The sequence below is a fragment of the Thauera chlorobenzoica genome, assembly GCF_001922305.1.
GTDB lineage: Bacteria > Pseudomonadota > Gammaproteobacteria > Burkholderiales > Rhodocyclaceae > Thauera > Thauera chlorobenzoica.
On record NZ_CP018839.1, the window covers coordinates 3305228 to 3320951 of the forward strand.

Sequence of the window (15724 nt, forward strand, 5' to 3'; positions counted from 1 at the left end):
AACGACGACGGGATTGGCAGTGATGGCATCGACGGTGAGGAGCAAATGGCGGCGACGCGGCCACGAGGAATGGCGGGCGGTGTTCGATCGCTTTGCGGCAAGCGGTCTGAGCATCCGGCAGTTCTGCGACAGCGAGGGCTTGAGCAAGTCGAGTTTCGAGCGCTGGCGCGGCCTGCTGGCCGGTGAGGCGTCGAGCGTCGCCGATCGCGGCGATGCGTGCGCTCGTGCGGGCTTTGTCGATGCGGGCCTGGTCGACGTTGGCGGCGGTGCAGGCCGGCTCGAGCTCAAGCTCGATCTGGGTGGCGGTGTCGTGCTGCATCTGGTGCGCGGCTGATGTTCTTCCCCGAAGGGGCGGTGCGGGTGCATGTCTATGGCCGCCCGGTTGACATGCGCAAGTCCTTCGATGGGCTGTACGCGCTCACCCGCCACGCACTTGGGTGCGATCCGCTGTCGGGCGAGCTGTTCGTGTTCATCAACCGGCGCGGCACGCAGATGAAGGTGCTGTACTGGGATCGCAGCGGCTTTTGCGTGTGGGCCAAGCGCCTCGAGCAGGGACGGTTCGTGTCCGACTGGTCGCGGGTGCTCACTCGCCAGATGGACTGGACCGGGCTGAAGCTGTTGCTCGAAGGCATCGAGCCGGCGCGCTTCAAGCGCCGTTTCAAGCTCCCGGAAGTGGCCGCCAAGCCCGCATGAATGCTGGGTTTTACGGTAAAATTCCGGCCATGACGACGCCCGTTTCGCTGACCGTTCCGACGCCCGCCGAGGCCGCCCGCTGGGCGCCCGAGCAAATCGTCGCACTGGCCCAGGCGAACGCGGCCGCCGCCCGCCAACTCGATGCCCTGCAGCTCGAGTTCCAGGCGATGAAGCATCAGATCGAGTGGTTCCGGCGCCAGCTCTTCGGGGCGAAGAGCGAGAAGCGCATCGTCGATGCGAGCCCGCATCAGATGAACCTGGGCGAGTTGCCGGTGCCCGAATCCTCGCCGCCGCCCCCTGCCAAGGACATCGCCGCCCACACCCGCCGGGCCCGCACCACCGATTACGCGGCGGGCGACGCATCGGCGCTGTTCTTCGACGAAGCCCGCGTGCCGGTCGAGACCATCGCCGTGGCGAACCCGGAAATCGACGGGCTCACCGCCGACCAGTTCGAGGTGATCGGCGAGAAGGTCAGTCACCGCCTGGCACAGCGCCCGGGCAGCTACGTGATCCTCAAGTATGTGCGTCCGGTGATCAAGCGCCTCGACACCCAGGCGATTTCCTGCCCGGCGGCACCCGAGGGGGTGATTCGCGGCAGCCGCGCCGATGTGAGCTTCGTCGCCGGGCTCATCACCGACAAGTTCTGCTACCACCAGCCGCTGTACCGCCAGCACCAGCGGCTCGGGGACAACGGCATCAAGGTTTCGCGCCCGTGGCTCACGCAGCTCACTCACGGGGCGCTGTCGCTGCTCGAACCCATCTTTACGGCCCAACTCGACTCGATCCGCGCGAGCCGCATCAAGGCGATGGACGAGACCCCGATCAAGGCCGGCCGGGCCGGCCCGGGCAAGATGAAGGGCGGCTACTTCTGGCCGGTCTATGGCGAGCGTGACGAAATCTGCTTCGCCTATCACGAGGGGCGCAGTGGCAAGCACATTGCGCAGACCCTGGGCACCGACCCGCCGCCCGAGGGGGCGGTGCTGCTTACCGATGGCTATGCGGCCTACGAACGCTACGCGGAAAAATGCGGGCTCACGCACGCGCAATGCTGGGCGCACTCGAGGAGGAAGTTCTTCGATGCGCAGGCGCTCGAGCCCGAGCGTGCGGGCCAGGCGCTGGAGATGATCGGAAAACTGTACGCGGTGGAGAAGCACATCCGCGAGGCCAGGCTCGTCGGTGAGGCACGCCGCGCGCATCGGCTCGCGCAGGCCAAGCCCGTGCTCCAGCAGTTCTTCGCCTGGGTCGACGCCCAGTTCGAATCCCAGGGCCTGTTGCCCAGCTCACCGCTCACCACCGCCATGGCGTACGTGCGCGAGCGCCGGGCCGCCCTCGAGGTGTACCTCTCCGATCCCGAGGTGCCGATCGACACCAACCATCTGGAGCGGGCGCTACGCGTGGTGCCGATGGGCCGTCGCAACTGGCTCTTCTGCTGGACCGAGGTCGGGGCAAAGTACGTGGGCATCGCGCAGAGTCTGATCGCCACCTGCCGCCTGCACGACATCGACCCCTATACGTACCTGGTCGATGTGCTCCAGCGCATCGGCCAGCATCCGGCCGCCAACGTGGCGCAGCTCACCCCAAGGCTGTGGAAGCAACACTTCGCGGCCAATCCGCTGCGATCCGATCTCTTCGAAATCTCGAAGTAGGCAAGGACGCCGGGCAGTTACCGCTTACGATCGAGCAACTGCTGCAGGCCGAGGGTACCGATCGTGCGATGCGCTCGATCCGCTACCAGATGAGTGCCGCGCGTTTCCCGGTGCACCGGGATCTGGCCGGTTTCGACTTCGAGCAGTCGTGCGTCGAGCGCAAGCTGATCAGCGAACTGAGCGATCTGGGCTTTGCCGACCAAGCCCACAATGTCGTGTTCGTCGGCGGCCCGGGCACCGGCAAGACGCATCTGGCCACCGCGTTGGGCATCTCGGGCGTCACCCGTCATGGGCGGCGGGTGCGTTTTTACTCCACCGTGGATCTGGTCAATGCGCTCGAACAGGAGAAGGCCGCCGGCAAGGCCGGGCGCATCGCGCTGTCGCTGCGCAACGTCGATCTGGTCATCCTGGACGAGTTGGGTTACCTGCCATTCAGCCAGGCCGGCGGTGCCTTGCTCTTCCACCTGCTCTCCAAGCTCTATGAGCACACCAGCGTGATGATCACGACCAATCTCACCTTTGGCGAGTGGGCGAGCGTGTTCGGCGACGCGAAGATGACCACGGCCTTGCTCGACCGCCTGACCCACCACTGCCACATCATCGAGACCGGCAACGCGTCCTGGCGCTTCCAGCACAGCAGTGCGGCGGCCAAGTCACGCATCCAGTCGCGGGAGACGGCCCGGCGGGCCGCGCCGGCAAGCGAGGCTGAGGCATCTGAGCCGTTCTGAGTCGGCGTCGCGCGGGGGAATCTGCTTCGGGCTACGCCCTTCGCAGATTCCCCCGCGCCACTTCACGCGCCCGAACACATCGAAACGAGAGATAGGAGGGAGTTCCCACCCCAGAATCCGCTACACTTATCCACAGTCGCCGCAATGACAGGCGGCTATCGTCCCTGGTCAGAATTCAACCGGAACACCTGGTCAGTATTGGACCGGCGCCAACACGCGCGGAAATCAAGCGTCTCGCGGCGCTGGAGCTTGAAGCGTCCGATCTCTCCGGTCTCGGGACAGACGGTATGCAGTTGGATCACGCGCTTGGCGATGTCCATTCCGATTACGCTAATCTTCATCATGGCCCCTCCTGCTTGAGTGGTTTGAATCGACATCTCCACTTTGGCACTCAGATGCCGTTGCAGCGAGGGGCCCCCTATCGTCTTCAGAGCCCCTGCCGGCCCCGTTGCCGGGGGAGGCGTCCATACCATCTGATCAATTGATGTTCTGAGCACGCTCACCCAAGCCAGCCATTTTCGCCGACTCCGATGATCGATTTCTCCGCTTCTACCGCTGCTGTTCGAGGCCGTTCCGGCCCCGAGCACCCGTTTGATGAAAGTGATCACTGGGCGCTCGATTATGGCCGCGTACCCGCAAACTCCCCTGCAGCATCGAAAACATGCCCCATGCGGTCGGCCTTCGTGTCGAGGTAGGCTGTGTTGTGTGAGTTTCTCCCGCCCGGCAACGCAACCCGCTCGACGACCTCGAACCCCATCGCGCTCAGGGCTTCCGTCTTCGCCGGATTGTTCGTCATCAAGCGTAACCGTCGAACGCCGATGTGCCTCAGCAAAGGAGCGCAGACCGCATAATCCCGGGCGTCTGCCGGAAATCCCAGGCGCAGATTGGCCTCGACCGTATCCGCCCCGCAATCCTGCAGACCATACGCCCTGATCTTGTTGTGCAGGCCGATTCCCCGCCCCTCCTGGCGCAGGTACAGCAGGGCTCCGCTGCCCTCGGCACCGATCCGCTCCAGCGCGCTGCGCAGTTGATGACCGCAGTCGCAGCGCAGGCTAAACAGCGCGTCACCGGTGAGGCATTCCGAATGGATGCGCGCGAGCACCGGGTCTGCGCCAGAGACGTTACCCATCGTCAGAACCAAGTGTTCCTTATGAACCAAATCGATGAAACTGTGCGCAACGAACATACCCCACCGCGTAGGGAGCTGACTCGAGGCGACAAAACGCACCCCGCGGTGCGGCCGGCTGCGGACAGCATCGTTCCGCCCGGCCCCTCCTGCTGCTGCCGTCTTTTCGGGCTCTTCGATCTCAGGCTGCTGGAACATCGGGCCTCCCCTCATGAAGAGCGATCCGCATCGACAGGTCGATCGCCTTGACGTCCTTCGTGATGCTTCCGATCGAGATACGATCGACACCGGTTTCCGCCACCGTGCGCAGATTGCTCAATGTAATCCCCCCGGACGCTTCGAGCTCCGCCCGACCTGCCGTGATCCGCACTGCATGGCGCATCTGTTCAACGTTGAAGTTGTCCAAGAGAATGAGCTTGGCGCCGGCCACGAGCGCTTCCTCGAGCTCCGCGCAATTCTCAACCTCGATCTGCAGCGGGATCCCGGCGGGTGCAATCTCCGCCGCAGCTCGCAGCGCCTGCGCAATCCCGCCCGCGACCGCGATGTGGTTCTCCTTGATCAGTACCCCTGCGTAGAGTCCCATGCGATGGTTGTGTCCGCCACCGACCCGCACCGCGTATTTCTGTGCGACGCGCAGACCCGGCAGCGTCTTGCGCGTGTCGTAGATGCACGCCCCCGTTCCGGCCACTGCTGCCACGTATGCCCGCGTCGCGGAGGCAGTCGCGGAGAGGGCTTGCAGAAAATTGAGTGCGGCCCGCTCGGCAGTCAGCAGCGCGCGAGCGTTGCCGTGGATTTCGCACAGCGTGTCCCCGGGCGACACCTCGGTCCCTTCCTTCGCACGCCAGTCGATGTCGACGGCCCCATCGATCTCTCGGAAACACTGTTCGAACCACGGCGCCCCGCACAGTACGGCGCGCTCTCGGCTGATCACCGTCGCGTGCGCCCGGCGGTCCGCCGGAACCAGCATTGCGGTGAAATCGCACCCCCCGATATCCTCCTCGAGCGCCGCACGCACCAAAGTCGAGATCTCCGATTCGAAACTCCTGTCGTTGCTCATGACGTCTCCTCCTGCATCGGAGCATCAAACGGCGACGTCGGGGTTCAGCGCGTAGCGGCCGGCCAGCGTCGCGGTGTCGAGCACGTGCGGGCGGATCGCCTCGATGACGTCGCGTGCGCCGAAAGTCCCCGCCAGTGGGCATTTCGCCGTGTCGAGTGCATACAGCGTAAAGACGTAGCGATGCGGGATTTCGTCATTCCATGGCGGGCACGGTCCGTCGTAGCCGAAATACTGTCCGGCCATGTGCTCGTCGCCGGCAAACCACTGCGTGTAATCGTTGAGCCCCTGACGGGTGCCGTGCGGCGCGTACGGCCCAGGCTTGCCGCGCGGAACGACACCGTTCGAAAATTCCCCTTTGCCGATACCTTGCAGTTCCGGGGATATATCGACAAGGGTCCAGTGATACAAGTCGACCCGCGGAATTCCGGCGGCGACCAGCCGTCCTTCCTTGTTTAAATCGTCAAGCACCGACGGCACATCCGGATCGTGGCACACGATGGCGAGCGATCGGGTGCCCGCGGGCAGGTCGCTCCACGCCAGATCGGGATTGAGATTGCCCGAAAGGACGATATGCGTCTCGGGGTGAGGTGCAGCAAACGCACATTCCTCTGGAATTCTTCCATTGTCGTCAAAGCAGGTACTGGTCAGTCGCATGACAATTTCCTCTCGTTGCAAGAATCATTCAGATCGCCGATTCCGCCGCCATCGGCGATACCGGAGGTAGTGGTTTCACAAGTTCGCCCGCTCGCGATAGAGCCAGGGCCGAAACAGTCTGGTGCGGAGCAAGTCAAGATAGTTGTCGCCTGATTCATGCAGCCAACTGCTTTATGTCTTCAGCATTGCTATGGATAGCAGCGTCGCACTCCGGGTTGAGCGTCACGACCTCGATCGGCGACCAGTTGCGTGTGCCGCGGGACCAGCGGGCCGGGTTTCGCTCGCGCGCCTTCAGGTACGTCTCGTGACGCGCCTGCAGGATCGCTCGGTCCTCGAGGGCATGGCGCTGCGCCGGGGTGACGTAGCGGATGCCGCTATGGCGGTGCTCGACGTTGTACCAGTGCACAAAGTCGCGCCCCCACTGGCGGGCATCTTCAAGGGTGGCGAAGCCACGCGCGGGAAACTCGGGGCGGTACTTCGCCGTCTTGAAGAGCGACTCCACGTAGGCGTTGTCGTCGGAGACGCGCGGGTGCGAGTACGACGGTTTGATGCTCAGCCAGTGCAGCAGCGCCAGGACGTTGGTCGCCTTGAGCGTGCTGCCGTTGTCTCCATGCAACACGGGCTTTTCGAGCATGGCGTGCACGCCCTCGGAGAGCGCCGTGCGCTTGAGCAAGCACACCGCATGGTCCGAATCATCGGCGTCGTGGATCTCCCAACCGACGATCTTGCGGCTGTACAGATCCATGATCAGGTAAAGGTAGAACCAGTGTCCCTGCACTGCCGTGGGCAGATAGGTCATATCCCAGCACCACACCTGGCCGGGTGCGGTAGCCACATGTGTGGTCGGCGTGCGCGAGGGCTGGGGCGCACGGGTGCGGCCGCGGTGCTGCGTTTGCCCATGGGCGCGCAGCACCCGCTGGAAGCTCGATTCACTGGCGATGTAGATGCCTTCGTCGGCCAATGCCGGCACGATGCGCGCCGGCGGCTGGTCGGCGAAACGCGGCTCGTTGGCCACCGCCAGGATGCGGGCGCGCTCCGCTTCGGTCAGCGCATGTGCAGGCGTCGGCCGCTCGGCCTCGGGCCGTCGGTCGCCGGTGCGAAGGCCCCCCTCGGCGGTCCAGCGCTGCAGCGTGCGCACGGTGATGCCGGCCTCCTCGCAGGCCGGGCGCAGGCGTGCACCGGCCGCATGAGCCGCCTCGATATTGCGGACCAGTGTGTGGCGATCTTCCAGGGCGATCATGCGTCCTCGTCCTTGTCCGTCGGAAAGATCGCCGACAGTTTTTTTCGCAGCACCAACAGCGCGGCGGCTTCGGCCAAGGCTTTGTCCTTGCGGCGCAGTTCGCGCTCGAGTTCCTTGATGCGGCGCCGATCGGCCTTCGTGGCGCTCGGGCTTGCGCGCACCTCTTCCGGGGCGGCCAACGCCTGCGTGGCGGCTGCACGCCACTGCTCGAGATCCTGGGGATACAGGCCCTTCTCGCGGCACCACGCGCCCTTGGTAGCCTCGTCCATCGCCGCGGTCGCCAGCACCGCCTCAAATCGGGCCGGCGCTGTCCAAGCCCGCTCGCGAGCGGGCTTGGACAGCGCATCCGCGCGCCACCGCTCCAGCGTTGCCGCTGTGATGCACAACTCACGTGAAACCGTTTCCACCGATGCGCTCTCCGGGGGCAGCAACCTTGCCACCACCTTGTCTTTAAATGCTTGTCCGTATCTGGCCACTTCGTTCTTCCGCTATCGCCCTCGAGTTTCAGATTTTATCGAGGCGACAACCATTCTGACCCAGAGGGGGTGATCGAGGGCATGACGATGTAGGTCAGCAGGACCACCGCAATCGGCACCAGTACCATCGTCGCCACATAAAGCGGCAGGTGATCGAGCACGGGTCGCAACACCATCAACAGCGGCGTGATCGTCAGATACACGCCGAGAGCGCTCGCGATCATCATCTTGTGGCGGGGCGGTGGAATCATCGGCTGGGGCGAACCGGCGTTTGCCGGCAACTGAAACCATGTTTCCAAACCCACCGCCTGCTCGATCAGCACCGGTGCGCTCTCGACTGATTCGAGCTGCCTCACCAGTTCCAGCCGTTGCGCAGAGTCCTCCCATTGCCGCAGACTTGCGAAGCTGTCGAAGCTCACGATAATCCGGTACGCACGTTCCCCGGCTCCGGTGGGCTTGAGGACGGTGGCGCCCAGGTTGCCAGGGAACTGGCGAGCCGCACGAAGCCCTCCGCTCATGAGGACTTCCCACTCCAACTCCCGCCCGGGTTTCGGCACCCGAGTGACCATTAGCGTTACAGGATCCTTGAGCGCAGCCTGCCCCTCAGCAATCAATTGCGGTCCCTCCGGTGGTGGATTGTCCGTCAGTAGGATGAAGTCTCGCGACGCTCACCCGGCCTCGAACCGGCGCGCATCGCCATCCATGCTCCGAATACTGCGGCGATTCCCCCGGCTGCCTGAGCAAGAGGCGAGGGAGCCAACAGCGCAAATCCTGCGGCCAGGAAACACAGGCGATGCACGATGCCGAGCGGCCATTTCCAGAAACCTTCGGCCGCCAGACACAGACAGGCCACGGCAAGGGTCACCCCCAGACAGGCAAATGCAATCTGCAGCGGCGCTCCCGAGAACAGAATGCCATTGTTGTACACGAAGGCAAAAGGAACGATGAACGCAACCATCGCCATTCTTACCGCCGCGAGCCCGATGGCAAGAGGGTTGGCGAGCGCGATGGGGGCAGCAGCAAACGCGGCAACGGCGATCGGCGGGGTCATCGCCGACAGGCTGGCGTAATAGACAAGAAACAGATGCGCAGCGATCAGCGAAACGCCAAGCTTCGTGAGCGCCGGCGCGACCAGCACCGCGGCGAGGATATACACGCTCGGGGTCGGCATTCCCATCCCCAGCACCAGCGTGATGACCGCGGCGACCACCAGCGACAGGAACAGATCCGTGCCGGCAAGGAGGAAGATGAGTTCGGTTACCTTGGCGCCGAGCCCGGTCATCGACAGCCCGCCCACGACCAGCCCCGCGGCCGCACATGCGGCGACTACCGGCATCACCCGCAGGGTCGCTTCCGCAAGAATCTCGTAGAACCCTCTGAAACTCAGGCGCGTCTCCCGCCTGCACATCGCCACCGCGATCACCGCGAGGGTGCCGAATGCGGCCACGAAATTGGGGGAGTATCCGATGAGCAGCGCAAGCACCAGAGCGATCAGCGGGACCAGGAACATCCCTCCTCGCCGCATCGTGTCGGCGAAAACCGGCACCTTGTCGAGCCCGGTAATCCCCAACTTGAGGGAGTTGAGGTGCACCTGCAGATAGACGCAGAAATAACAGAGGAATGCCGGCACGATCCCCGCCAGGGCGATATCCGTATATCGGATGCCGGTGAACTCGGCCATGATGAAGGCTGCCGAACCCATCACGGGGGGCAGGATGCTGCCGCCAGTGGATGCGGCGACCTCGATTCCGCCGGCAAGGGCACCCGAGTAGCCAAGCTTCTTCATCATCGGGATCGTGATCGACCCGGTGGTGACCACGTCGGCCGTGGGACTTCCGGAAATGGTCCCGTAGAGTCCCGACGAGACTACCGCGATTTTCGCGGGACCGCCGGGGCTCTTGCCGCTCACGGCTGAAGCGGCATCGAAGAAGAAATCGCCGCCTCCCGTGCGCGACAGGAAGGTTCCGAACAGGCCGAACAGGAAGACGTACGTCAATGCGACTCTGATCGGCGCACCAAAGATTCCGTCGGTCGTGAACGCGAGGATATCGAGAAAGTGGAGATAGTCGATCGGACCGTGGCCGAGCACGCCCGGCAACCGGTCACCCCACAAATTGTAGGCAAGGAACACGAGCACGATCGACGTCAGCCCCGGGCCTACGGTGCGCCGTGTCGCTTCGAGAGTGATGAGCAGCAGCCCGCTTCCGCAAAGGATGTCCCACGCAGTCAGTTCGTCGAGCAGTGTAATGCGGGTCACGATCCGCTCGTTGTGGAACCAGAAATAGGCCGAGATGCCGATGCTCGCCGCCGCGAGGATCAGATCCCAGACGGGAACACGGTCGCGACTCGAGTTCGCGCTCGCCCCCGTCGTCAGGAAGACCAGCGCGAGCATCAGCCCGAGGAAGACGATCGTCATCGCATAGATCTGGACGATCTGGATCGTTGTCACCCAGACGATGCCGAGCGCAACCAGCGCCGCAAAGGGTTTCAGCAGATGCCCCGCCCAACTGTCGGGGTCGCGGCGGGCACCGGTCGTCAGGAATCTGCTCAGGAATGAAAGGCTAATGCTGGACACGTTTGGTTCTCCTCGTACGGCTTGCGTCCCTCAGCCCCCACCAGACCTCGACCGGCGGCCACGCCCCATGGAGGAAGCGGCACGCATGATGGTGGAGATCGGTGGTAGCAGCGAACGGCCGGGACGCTGATGATCCGTGACCTTGCAACCGGCGATGACGGCAAGGACTAATAGCGCGGAGTGAAGGGAATGCCGCGGATTCGGTTCGTCGTACCTACTTGAGCAGGCCGGCTTCCCGGTAATAGGCTTCGGCGCCCTTGTGATACGGAATGACTTTCTGACTTGCGAGGAATTCAGGCGTGATCGCCTTCAGACTGCTATGTGCCCCCTGCAGCTTGTCGATGTGCTTATGCAGCGCCTCGGCGAGGTCATGGGCAACCTTGTCTTCCATTTTGCTGTTGACCATGAGCACCGCTCCAAGCGCGACCGTCGGAACATCGACCGGTTGCCAGGGATAACTTCCGGCCTTGACGATGAAGGGCGCGACCTTCAGCTCTTGCGACACCGTATTGATTACGCGCTCGGAAACCGGCAGCAGCACAAGTTCGACCGCATCGCCGGCCTGGACAATGAAACTCGTCCGGACGAAAACCCCATTCGCGAACATGTCGATCCGCCTGTCCTTCATCAGGTCGCCCTGCTCGTCGGAGGCCGCGTAAATGACGTCGCCCCCCCATTTCTTGATGTCATCCACGGTCACACCGATCGCCTTGAACAGCTCGATGGCGACGTGCTCGGTGATGTTACCCCGCTTGTTCAGGGCGATCCGGAGCGGTGGCTTCTTCGCTGCGAGATCGTCAAAGCTGTGAATGCCGTATTTCTCGGCGAACGCCTTCGTGATGACCATCTGCATCGGCGCCCAGTTGTATAACAGGGCAATCGCCCGGAGACTGGTAACCGGTCTTGCAAAGGGCTTCGCGCCGAGCGTCGCGATCTGAAGCTCGGCATCGTGCGCAATGCCCAATTCGACCTTTCCCTGGTCGATAAGCGCAATATTCGCGAGTCCACCTCCCGATGTCTGGTATGTGACGTCGGAACCCGGAAAGCTGTCCTTGATCGCCCCATCGATACCGACACCGATCATCGTCCATAACCCGCTCGGACTCGCGCCTGAAAGGGTCATCCGGTAAGGGTCCGCCGCTGCACTGAAACTCAATAACACAAAGGCAAGTCCGCAAATGATGAATCGCAACATTTTGTTTCCTCCTTGTAGTTCTTTATGAAACGTCGGCTGTATCGGAGCAGTGTCCCGGTAAGGGACTTATCTGTCTTGTAAGTGCGTGCTATATCTCTTTCTTGACCGGATTATCTTTACGGTAATGGTCGCGATCAACGGAACCAGGCTTGCAGAACCGAAATAAACATCCACAATCTGGATGTTTATTTCTGGTCCGTGCGGGCCCGGTTCACACCATTGTTCTGACCCGCCAACTATCGGTGCATGCGAAAATCAATGGCGGATCCGACGCCGGGCATGATCGCCATGCCCGTCACTGAAACGCCCCCTCTCGCTCGCAGGCCATGTATTCGTCCACGGTCATGCCGAGAAGCTCCTGGAACACGTAAGCGTTGTCCTGCCCAATTCGTGGGGCGGCTGCGGTGACATCACCCGGCGTCGCCGACAGATCGAAGGCCGAGAAATAGCACGCCACGTCGCCGATACTGCCGTGCAGGCGACGACGCCAGATGCGCCGGTACGCAAGCTGCGGATCGCAGAACAAGTCTGCGATCGTATTGACCGGATAGGCGTGAACCCCGACCGCCTGAAGCTGCGCCGCTGTCTGCTCGGCGGCACGCGTTAGCATGCACCGGGAAACGATCTCGTCGAGTTCCCCCACGTTCGCGTGCCGGCTCGCGTGCGTCGCGAACCGGTGGTCGGATCGGAGTTCAGGACGCCCCAACACGTTCGCGAAACGCCCAAACTCCTCATCGGACCAGCACGACAGCGCAAGCCACGCTCCGTCGCTGCACTGATAGGCATTGTGCGGAGCGGCATCCGGATCGCGGTTGTCCGCGCGCTCGGCCACACGACCATTGCGGTGGTAGTCGAAAAGTGCGCCGGCGATGAACATCAAGCCACTCTCGTATTGCGCCAGATCGATCCACGCGCCCTCGCCCGTCCGTCGCTGGCGGTCGACCGCCGCCAGGACCGCAGTTGCACCCAGCGTCGAGGCAATAAAGTCGATGTACGGGCCGTAGAGCAGCATTGGCGGACCGTCGGGACTGCCGGTCAACCCGCAAAATCCGGCGAGCGCCGACAACTGAGAGCCGAACCCCGGCGTCTGCGCACGCGGGCCGGTCTGACCCATGTTGCAACTCGAGATCATGACAATCCCGGGGTTCAATTCTCGCGCCGCCTCGTAACCGAGTCCCAGCCGATCCATGACTTCCGGTCGCATGTTCTCGACGACGATATCCGCCCAGCCGACCAGCCGCCGCGCGAGGTCGGTACCGGCCGAGGTCTTCAGGTCCAGCGTTACGGCATGCTTCGAGTCATTGAAGATCGCGAAACAGCCGCCCCGGTCGGGGCCCGGCTTACCGTCCTTGAATGGCGGATACTCTGTGCGGAAACCATCAGGACGCTGATGTGACTCCACGTGCACGACGGTCGCGCCGAAGGTTGCGAGCATCTTGCCGATGTGCGGCCCTGCCGCGTACGCGCCAAACTCGGCCACCTTGACTCCGGCCAAGGCTTGAGAAATCGCGCTCATACGAGTTGCCCCTCCTTCTCCATCACCGTCGCCCCCGCGACGTCCACCGGCTTCGATCCCGCACGGCATTCATTGAGCAAGGTCACAACATCGATCTCCTCACCGGGCCGATGACGCAGGGGTTGCCGGGCCTGGTCGACAATCGCGAAGCTGCCGCAATGCCGCTGCAACTCGCCGTCGGGACCCTGCAGGTCGTCCCAGAACGCGCGGGCGCCGAGTTGCGGATCGGTGGCGATATCCTGCATCGTGGAAACCGGATAACCGAGCATCTCCCGCCGACTCGCCTGCTCAAGAAATTCTCGCTTCGGGATACCCAGAAAGAACGCAGCGATCGGGCGTTCCATCTCGTCGACTTCCTCCTGGCTGGCAAGCTTCGGATCGAAGCGCTTCCAGTCGGTCTGTGTCAGCACCCCGAGATCCGCCCCGCACTCACGCATCCACTCGACGAGCCGCGCGTTGGTCCGTCGCCCGGCCGGACCACCGTACAGCACGAAGTTCAGATAGCCGTCGGCGCAGGGCCAGAATGCGCGGAAGCGCGCGCCCTTTACGGAGCGGCCGCTGACAAAGGCGCCGGCACGCGTCGGATTCGTGCGTTCCATATCCCAGAACGCCGGCGCATGGGACAGCGCGAGGATGACGGAAGCTTGTGCAGACACGTCAATACGCTGGCCTACACCCGTCGCCGTTCTGTGAATCAGCGCCGTGAGGACACCGACTGCAGCCTGAGCGCCAGCCCAACAATAGGACTGCGGCACGGTCACGCGCAGCGGGGTCTCACCGGGCTCGCCGGCAAGCGACATCGCACCACCTGCGGCCATCAGCTCAAGATCCGAAGCAAGCCACCCGGCGCGCGGGCCTTCGGCACCAAACGGTGTCACCGACACCTGGATCAGCCGAGAGTTGCGTTGCCGCAACCGCTCGGGGTCCAGCCACGACGCGAACGGCGTGCCCGGCTGCGCCGATTCGACGAGGATATCCGTGTGATCGATCAGGTGATCGAACTGCGACCGTCCTTCGGGCGTTTCGAGATCAAGCCGCAACAGGCGCTTATTAACGTTGTAGGCCTGCCAGTCTGGATCGTCGACGGGCATCCCAGGTGCCTCAATCTTGATTACGTCTGCCCCGAGATCGGCCAGCAACCGCCCGGCGAGCCAGCCGATGCGGTTGCTGAGATCCAGGACGCGGTATGCGCTTAACATGGGCGCTCCTTGTCGTCCTGGCGGTCTCTTAACGGCCGGTGCGGGCGAGCGACAGCACCCAGCCGGCCATGCGCGACTTCATCTTGTCGATGTCCTTGGCGTCGAAGAAGTTCTCCGGCTTGACCAGATCGACGCCATACACCGGCCGGTGGAAGTCGCTCTCGTAGCCGTACGGCACCGTCGCGTCGATGCCCATGCCGCCTTCGAACTGGGTGTTGGAAGCGGTCCATTGCTTGTCACCCGAGGTCATGCGTTCGGCCGGCATGAAGGTCTGACCGCGCCCACCCGGCAGCGGATTGAGGATGTCGGTCTGCGGATTCACGCGGGTGGTGAGACACCACATGATGTCGTCCATCGAGTAGATGTCGACGTCTTCGCTCACCGCAATGGCCAGCCGCATGCCCTGCGAGCAGGCGAGGATGGCGGCGAGGAAGTTGCGCTGCCAGCCTTCCTCGATCTGGTTGCGCTTCTTCACCTGGATGATGCAGCCGCCCCAGTCGGTCATGCAGTACGGAATATGCACGTTCTGCACGATGCCCGGTTGCAGGCGCTCGCACAGGGCGAAGATCGCCGATTCGCGCACCGAGGTGTCAATGTTGGCGTCGTCCGCGGTGTGCACGCCGAGCGGGAAGATGATCGGCTTGCTCTCGCGGCGGCGCATCGTGATCGCGGTGACGTGGAAAGTCGGCGCCTTGTAGGCCTTGCCCATGTAGCCCGCCCATTCCGGATGGAAGTGGAAGCGGCCCTGGATGTCGGCGGCTTCCGACTCGGCGGTCTCGTAGCGCTTGTCGCGCGGATGCAGGTAGCCTTCGAGCACGTATTCCGCATCGGCCAGCGTGTAGGCGTCGATGGTGCGGCACTTGACCAGACGCACCGGCGAGCCCTGGATCGCCCCGGCGATGCCGATCTCGTCACAGCCCTTCGGCAGGATCGCGTAGTCGAAACCCGCGCCGGCGACGTAGGTGCACGACGGCGGCACGCCGAAGCACATCGTCAGCGGAATCGGCTCGTCGTCCTTGTAGTGCTCGGTCATCACCTGCCACATGTGCGATCCGGGCGAGATCTGGAAGGTGCCGACGTTGCCCCAGCGGAAGTTCATGCGGTTGTAGCCGATATGGCTGCCGCCATCGAAGTACGGGCCGACCACGCACGAGATGCCCGAGCCGATCGTCATCTCCGTCTCGAGCGGCGTGTGGCGGATCGCGGTGAGCCACTTGTTGACGTCGAGATCGGTGGTCAGCACTTCCTCCTGCACCGGAGCCTCGTCCTGGCCGATGATCACCGGCTTCAGGGGGTGATCGATGGCGCGGGCGACCTTCTTCACGCGGTCCAGCGAATTCTCCCAGCCAAACAGTTCCTCGACGACGCGGATGTCGCCGAACAGGTTGGTGATGGCACGCGCATGCGGCATGTCCTTCACGTTGTTGAACAGCATCGGCAGGCTGCCGTCGAAGATCTTCTGCAGCCCCGTGATTTCGAGGTCCGGATTGACCTCCTTGTTCGTTTCGACCAGATAGCCCTTGCTGCGGAACCACTCCAGCGCCGCGCGCAAGTCCTTTTCGCCCACCCGCTCCGCCGCTTCGCTGATTCCCTTCGTTGCCAGATCGTTCATCGCACTG

The 15724-nt window shown here is 63.5% G+C and carries 14 protein-coding genes and 1 pseudogene; 4 read left to right on the forward strand and 11 right to left on the reverse strand.

Features of this window, described 5'->3' with window-relative positions; genetic code table 11:
* Positions 1–22 precede the first annotated feature (22 nt).
* From tnpA to istB, 4 genes are read left to right on the forward strand one after another with little or no spacing between them, the layout of a single operon-like run.
* Complete coding sequence (tnpA, locus tag Tchl_RS15430; RefSeq protein ID WP_075146703.1) at positions 23–334, forward strand: IS66 family insertion sequence element accessory protein TnpA; 312 nt, start codon at positions 23–25, stop codon at positions 332–334.
* On the forward strand, positions 334–693 hold the full coding sequence (gene tnpB / locus Tchl_RS15435; protein WP_083945075.1) for an IS66 family insertion sequence element accessory protein TnpB: 360 nt from the start codon (positions 334–336) through the stop codon (positions 691–693). Before tnpA ends, tnpB begins: the two co-directional genes overlap by 1 nt.
* A 29-nt stretch (positions 694–722) precedes the next feature.
* Positions 723–2339, forward strand: coding sequence for an IS66 family transposase (gene tnpC, locus Tchl_RS15440; RefSeq protein ID WP_075146702.1), 1617 nt, complete (start codon positions 723–725; stop codon positions 2337–2339).
* Positions 2312–3067, forward strand: coding sequence for an IS21-like element helper ATPase IstB (gene istB, locus Tchl_RS15445; RefSeq protein WP_456300375.1), 756 nt, complete (start codon positions 2312–2314; stop codon positions 3065–3067). The genes tnpC and istB overlap by 28 nt, the downstream gene beginning before the upstream one ends.
* 215 nt (positions 3068–3282) lie before the next feature.
* On the opposite strand, the pseudogene Tchl_RS18185 reads toward istB, so the two are convergent.
* The 11 genes and pseudogenes from Tchl_RS18185 to Tchl_RS15505 form a co-directional block, all read right to left on the reverse strand.
* Positions 3283–3408 (reverse strand): annotated as a pseudogene (locus Tchl_RS18185) (IS110 family transposase); the annotation flags it as partial.
* A 278-nt stretch (positions 3409–3686) separates the two neighbouring features.
* Positions 3687–4391, reverse strand: a complete 705-nt coding sequence (ribA, locus tag Tchl_RS15455; protein WP_083945259.1) for a GTP cyclohydrolase II — start codon at positions 4389–4391, stop codon at positions 3687–3689.
* Positions 4375–5250 carry a carboxylating nicotinate-nucleotide diphosphorylase gene (gene nadC / locus Tchl_RS15460; RefSeq protein WP_075149166.1) on the reverse strand — a complete coding sequence of 292 codons (876 nt, stop codon included), beginning with the start codon at positions 5248–5250 and terminating at the stop codon, positions 4375–4377. The genes ribA and nadC overlap by 17 nt, the downstream gene beginning before the upstream one ends.
* Before the next feature lie 24 nt (positions 5251–5274).
* Entirely contained in the window at positions 5275–5904 is a 630-nt protein-coding gene (locus tag Tchl_RS15465) for a YbhB/YbcL family Raf kinase inhibitor-like protein (protein WP_075149167.1), read from the reverse strand.
* 154 nt (positions 5905–6058) lie between these two features.
* A protein-coding gene (locus Tchl_RS15470; protein ID WP_103893898.1) for an IS3 family transposase occupies positions 6059–7620 on the reverse strand; the annotation gives its coding sequence in 2 pieces (ribosomal slippage) (positions 6059–7179 and positions 7179–7620; 1563 coding nt in all).
* A 35-nt stretch (positions 7621–7655) separates the two neighbouring features.
* Positions 7656–8189 carry an antibiotic biosynthesis monooxygenase gene (locus Tchl_RS15480; RefSeq protein WP_268810550.1) on the reverse strand — a complete coding sequence of 178 codons (534 nt, stop codon included), beginning with the start codon at positions 8187–8189 and terminating at the stop codon, positions 7656–7658.
* A 74-nt stretch (positions 8190–8263) separates the two neighbouring features.
* Positions 8264–10195, reverse strand: a complete 1932-nt coding sequence (locus Tchl_RS15485) for a TRAP transporter permease (RefSeq protein WP_232311607.1) — start codon at positions 10193–10195, stop codon at positions 8264–8266.
* A gap of 214 nt (positions 10196–10409) precedes the next feature.
* Positions 10410–11390, reverse strand: a complete 981-nt coding sequence (locus Tchl_RS15490) for a TAXI family TRAP transporter solute-binding subunit (protein WP_075149171.1) — start codon at positions 11388–11390, stop codon at positions 10410–10412.
* Between the two features lie 295 nt (positions 11391–11685).
* On the reverse strand, positions 11686–12906 hold the full coding sequence (locus Tchl_RS15495; protein WP_075149172.1) for a CaiB/BaiF CoA transferase family protein: 1221 nt from the start codon (positions 12904–12906) through the stop codon (positions 11686–11688).
* Positions 12903–14105, reverse strand: a complete 1203-nt coding sequence (locus Tchl_RS15500; RefSeq protein WP_075149173.1) for a CoA transferase — start codon at positions 14103–14105, stop codon at positions 12903–12905. The genes Tchl_RS15495 and Tchl_RS15500 overlap by 4 nt, the downstream gene beginning before the upstream one ends.
* Before the next feature lie 28 nt (positions 14106–14133).
* Positions 14134–15717 carry a UbiD family decarboxylase gene (locus tag Tchl_RS15505; RefSeq protein WP_075149174.1) on the reverse strand — a complete coding sequence of 528 codons (1584 nt, stop codon included), beginning with the start codon at positions 15715–15717 and terminating at the stop codon, positions 14134–14136.
* Between the last annotated feature and the right edge of the window lie 7 nt (positions 15718–15724).

Excerpts from the sequence above, each read along its gene's own strand:
- tnpC (WP_075146702.1), top strand. The coding sequence starts at position 723 with ATGACGACGCCCGTTTCGCTGACCGTTCCGACGCCCGCCGAGGCCGCC.
- Tchl_RS15480 (WP_268810550.1), bottom strand. The coding sequence starts at position 8,189 with ATGGTCACTCGGGTGCCGAAACCCGGGCGGGAGTTGGAGTGGGAAGTC.
- Tchl_RS15465 (WP_075149167.1), bottom strand. The coding sequence starts at position 5,904 with ATGCGACTGACCAGTACCTGCTTTGACGACAATGGAAGAATTCCAGAG.
- Tchl_RS15490 (WP_075149171.1), bottom strand. The coding sequence starts at position 11,390 with ATGTTGCGATTCATCATTTGCGGACTTGCCTTTGTGTTATTGAGTTTC.
- tnpA (WP_075146703.1), top strand. The coding sequence starts at position 23 with ATGGCATCGACGGTGAGGAGCAAATGGCGGCGACGCGGCCACGAGGAA.
- tnpB (WP_083945075.1), top strand. The coding sequence starts at position 334 with ATGTTCTTCCCCGAAGGGGCGGTGCGGGTGCATGTCTATGGCCGCCCG.
- Tchl_RS15505 (WP_075149174.1), bottom strand. The coding sequence starts at position 15,717 with ATGAACGATCTGGCAACGAAGGGAATCAGCGAAGCGGCGGAGCGGGTG.
- Tchl_RS15500 (WP_075149173.1), bottom strand. The coding sequence starts at position 14,105 with ATGTTAAGCGCATACCGCGTCCTGGATCTCAGCAACCGCATCGGCTGG.
- nadC (WP_075149166.1), bottom strand. The coding sequence starts at position 5,250 with ATGAGCAACGACAGGAGTTTCGAATCGGAGATCTCGACTTTGGTGCGT.
- Tchl_RS15495 (WP_075149172.1), bottom strand. The coding sequence starts at position 12,906 with ATGAGCGCGATTTCTCAAGCCTTGGCCGGAGTCAAGGTGGCCGAGTTT.
- ribA (WP_083945259.1), bottom strand. The coding sequence starts at position 4,391 with ATGTTCCAGCAGCCTGAGATCGAAGAGCCCGAAAAGACGGCAGCAGCA.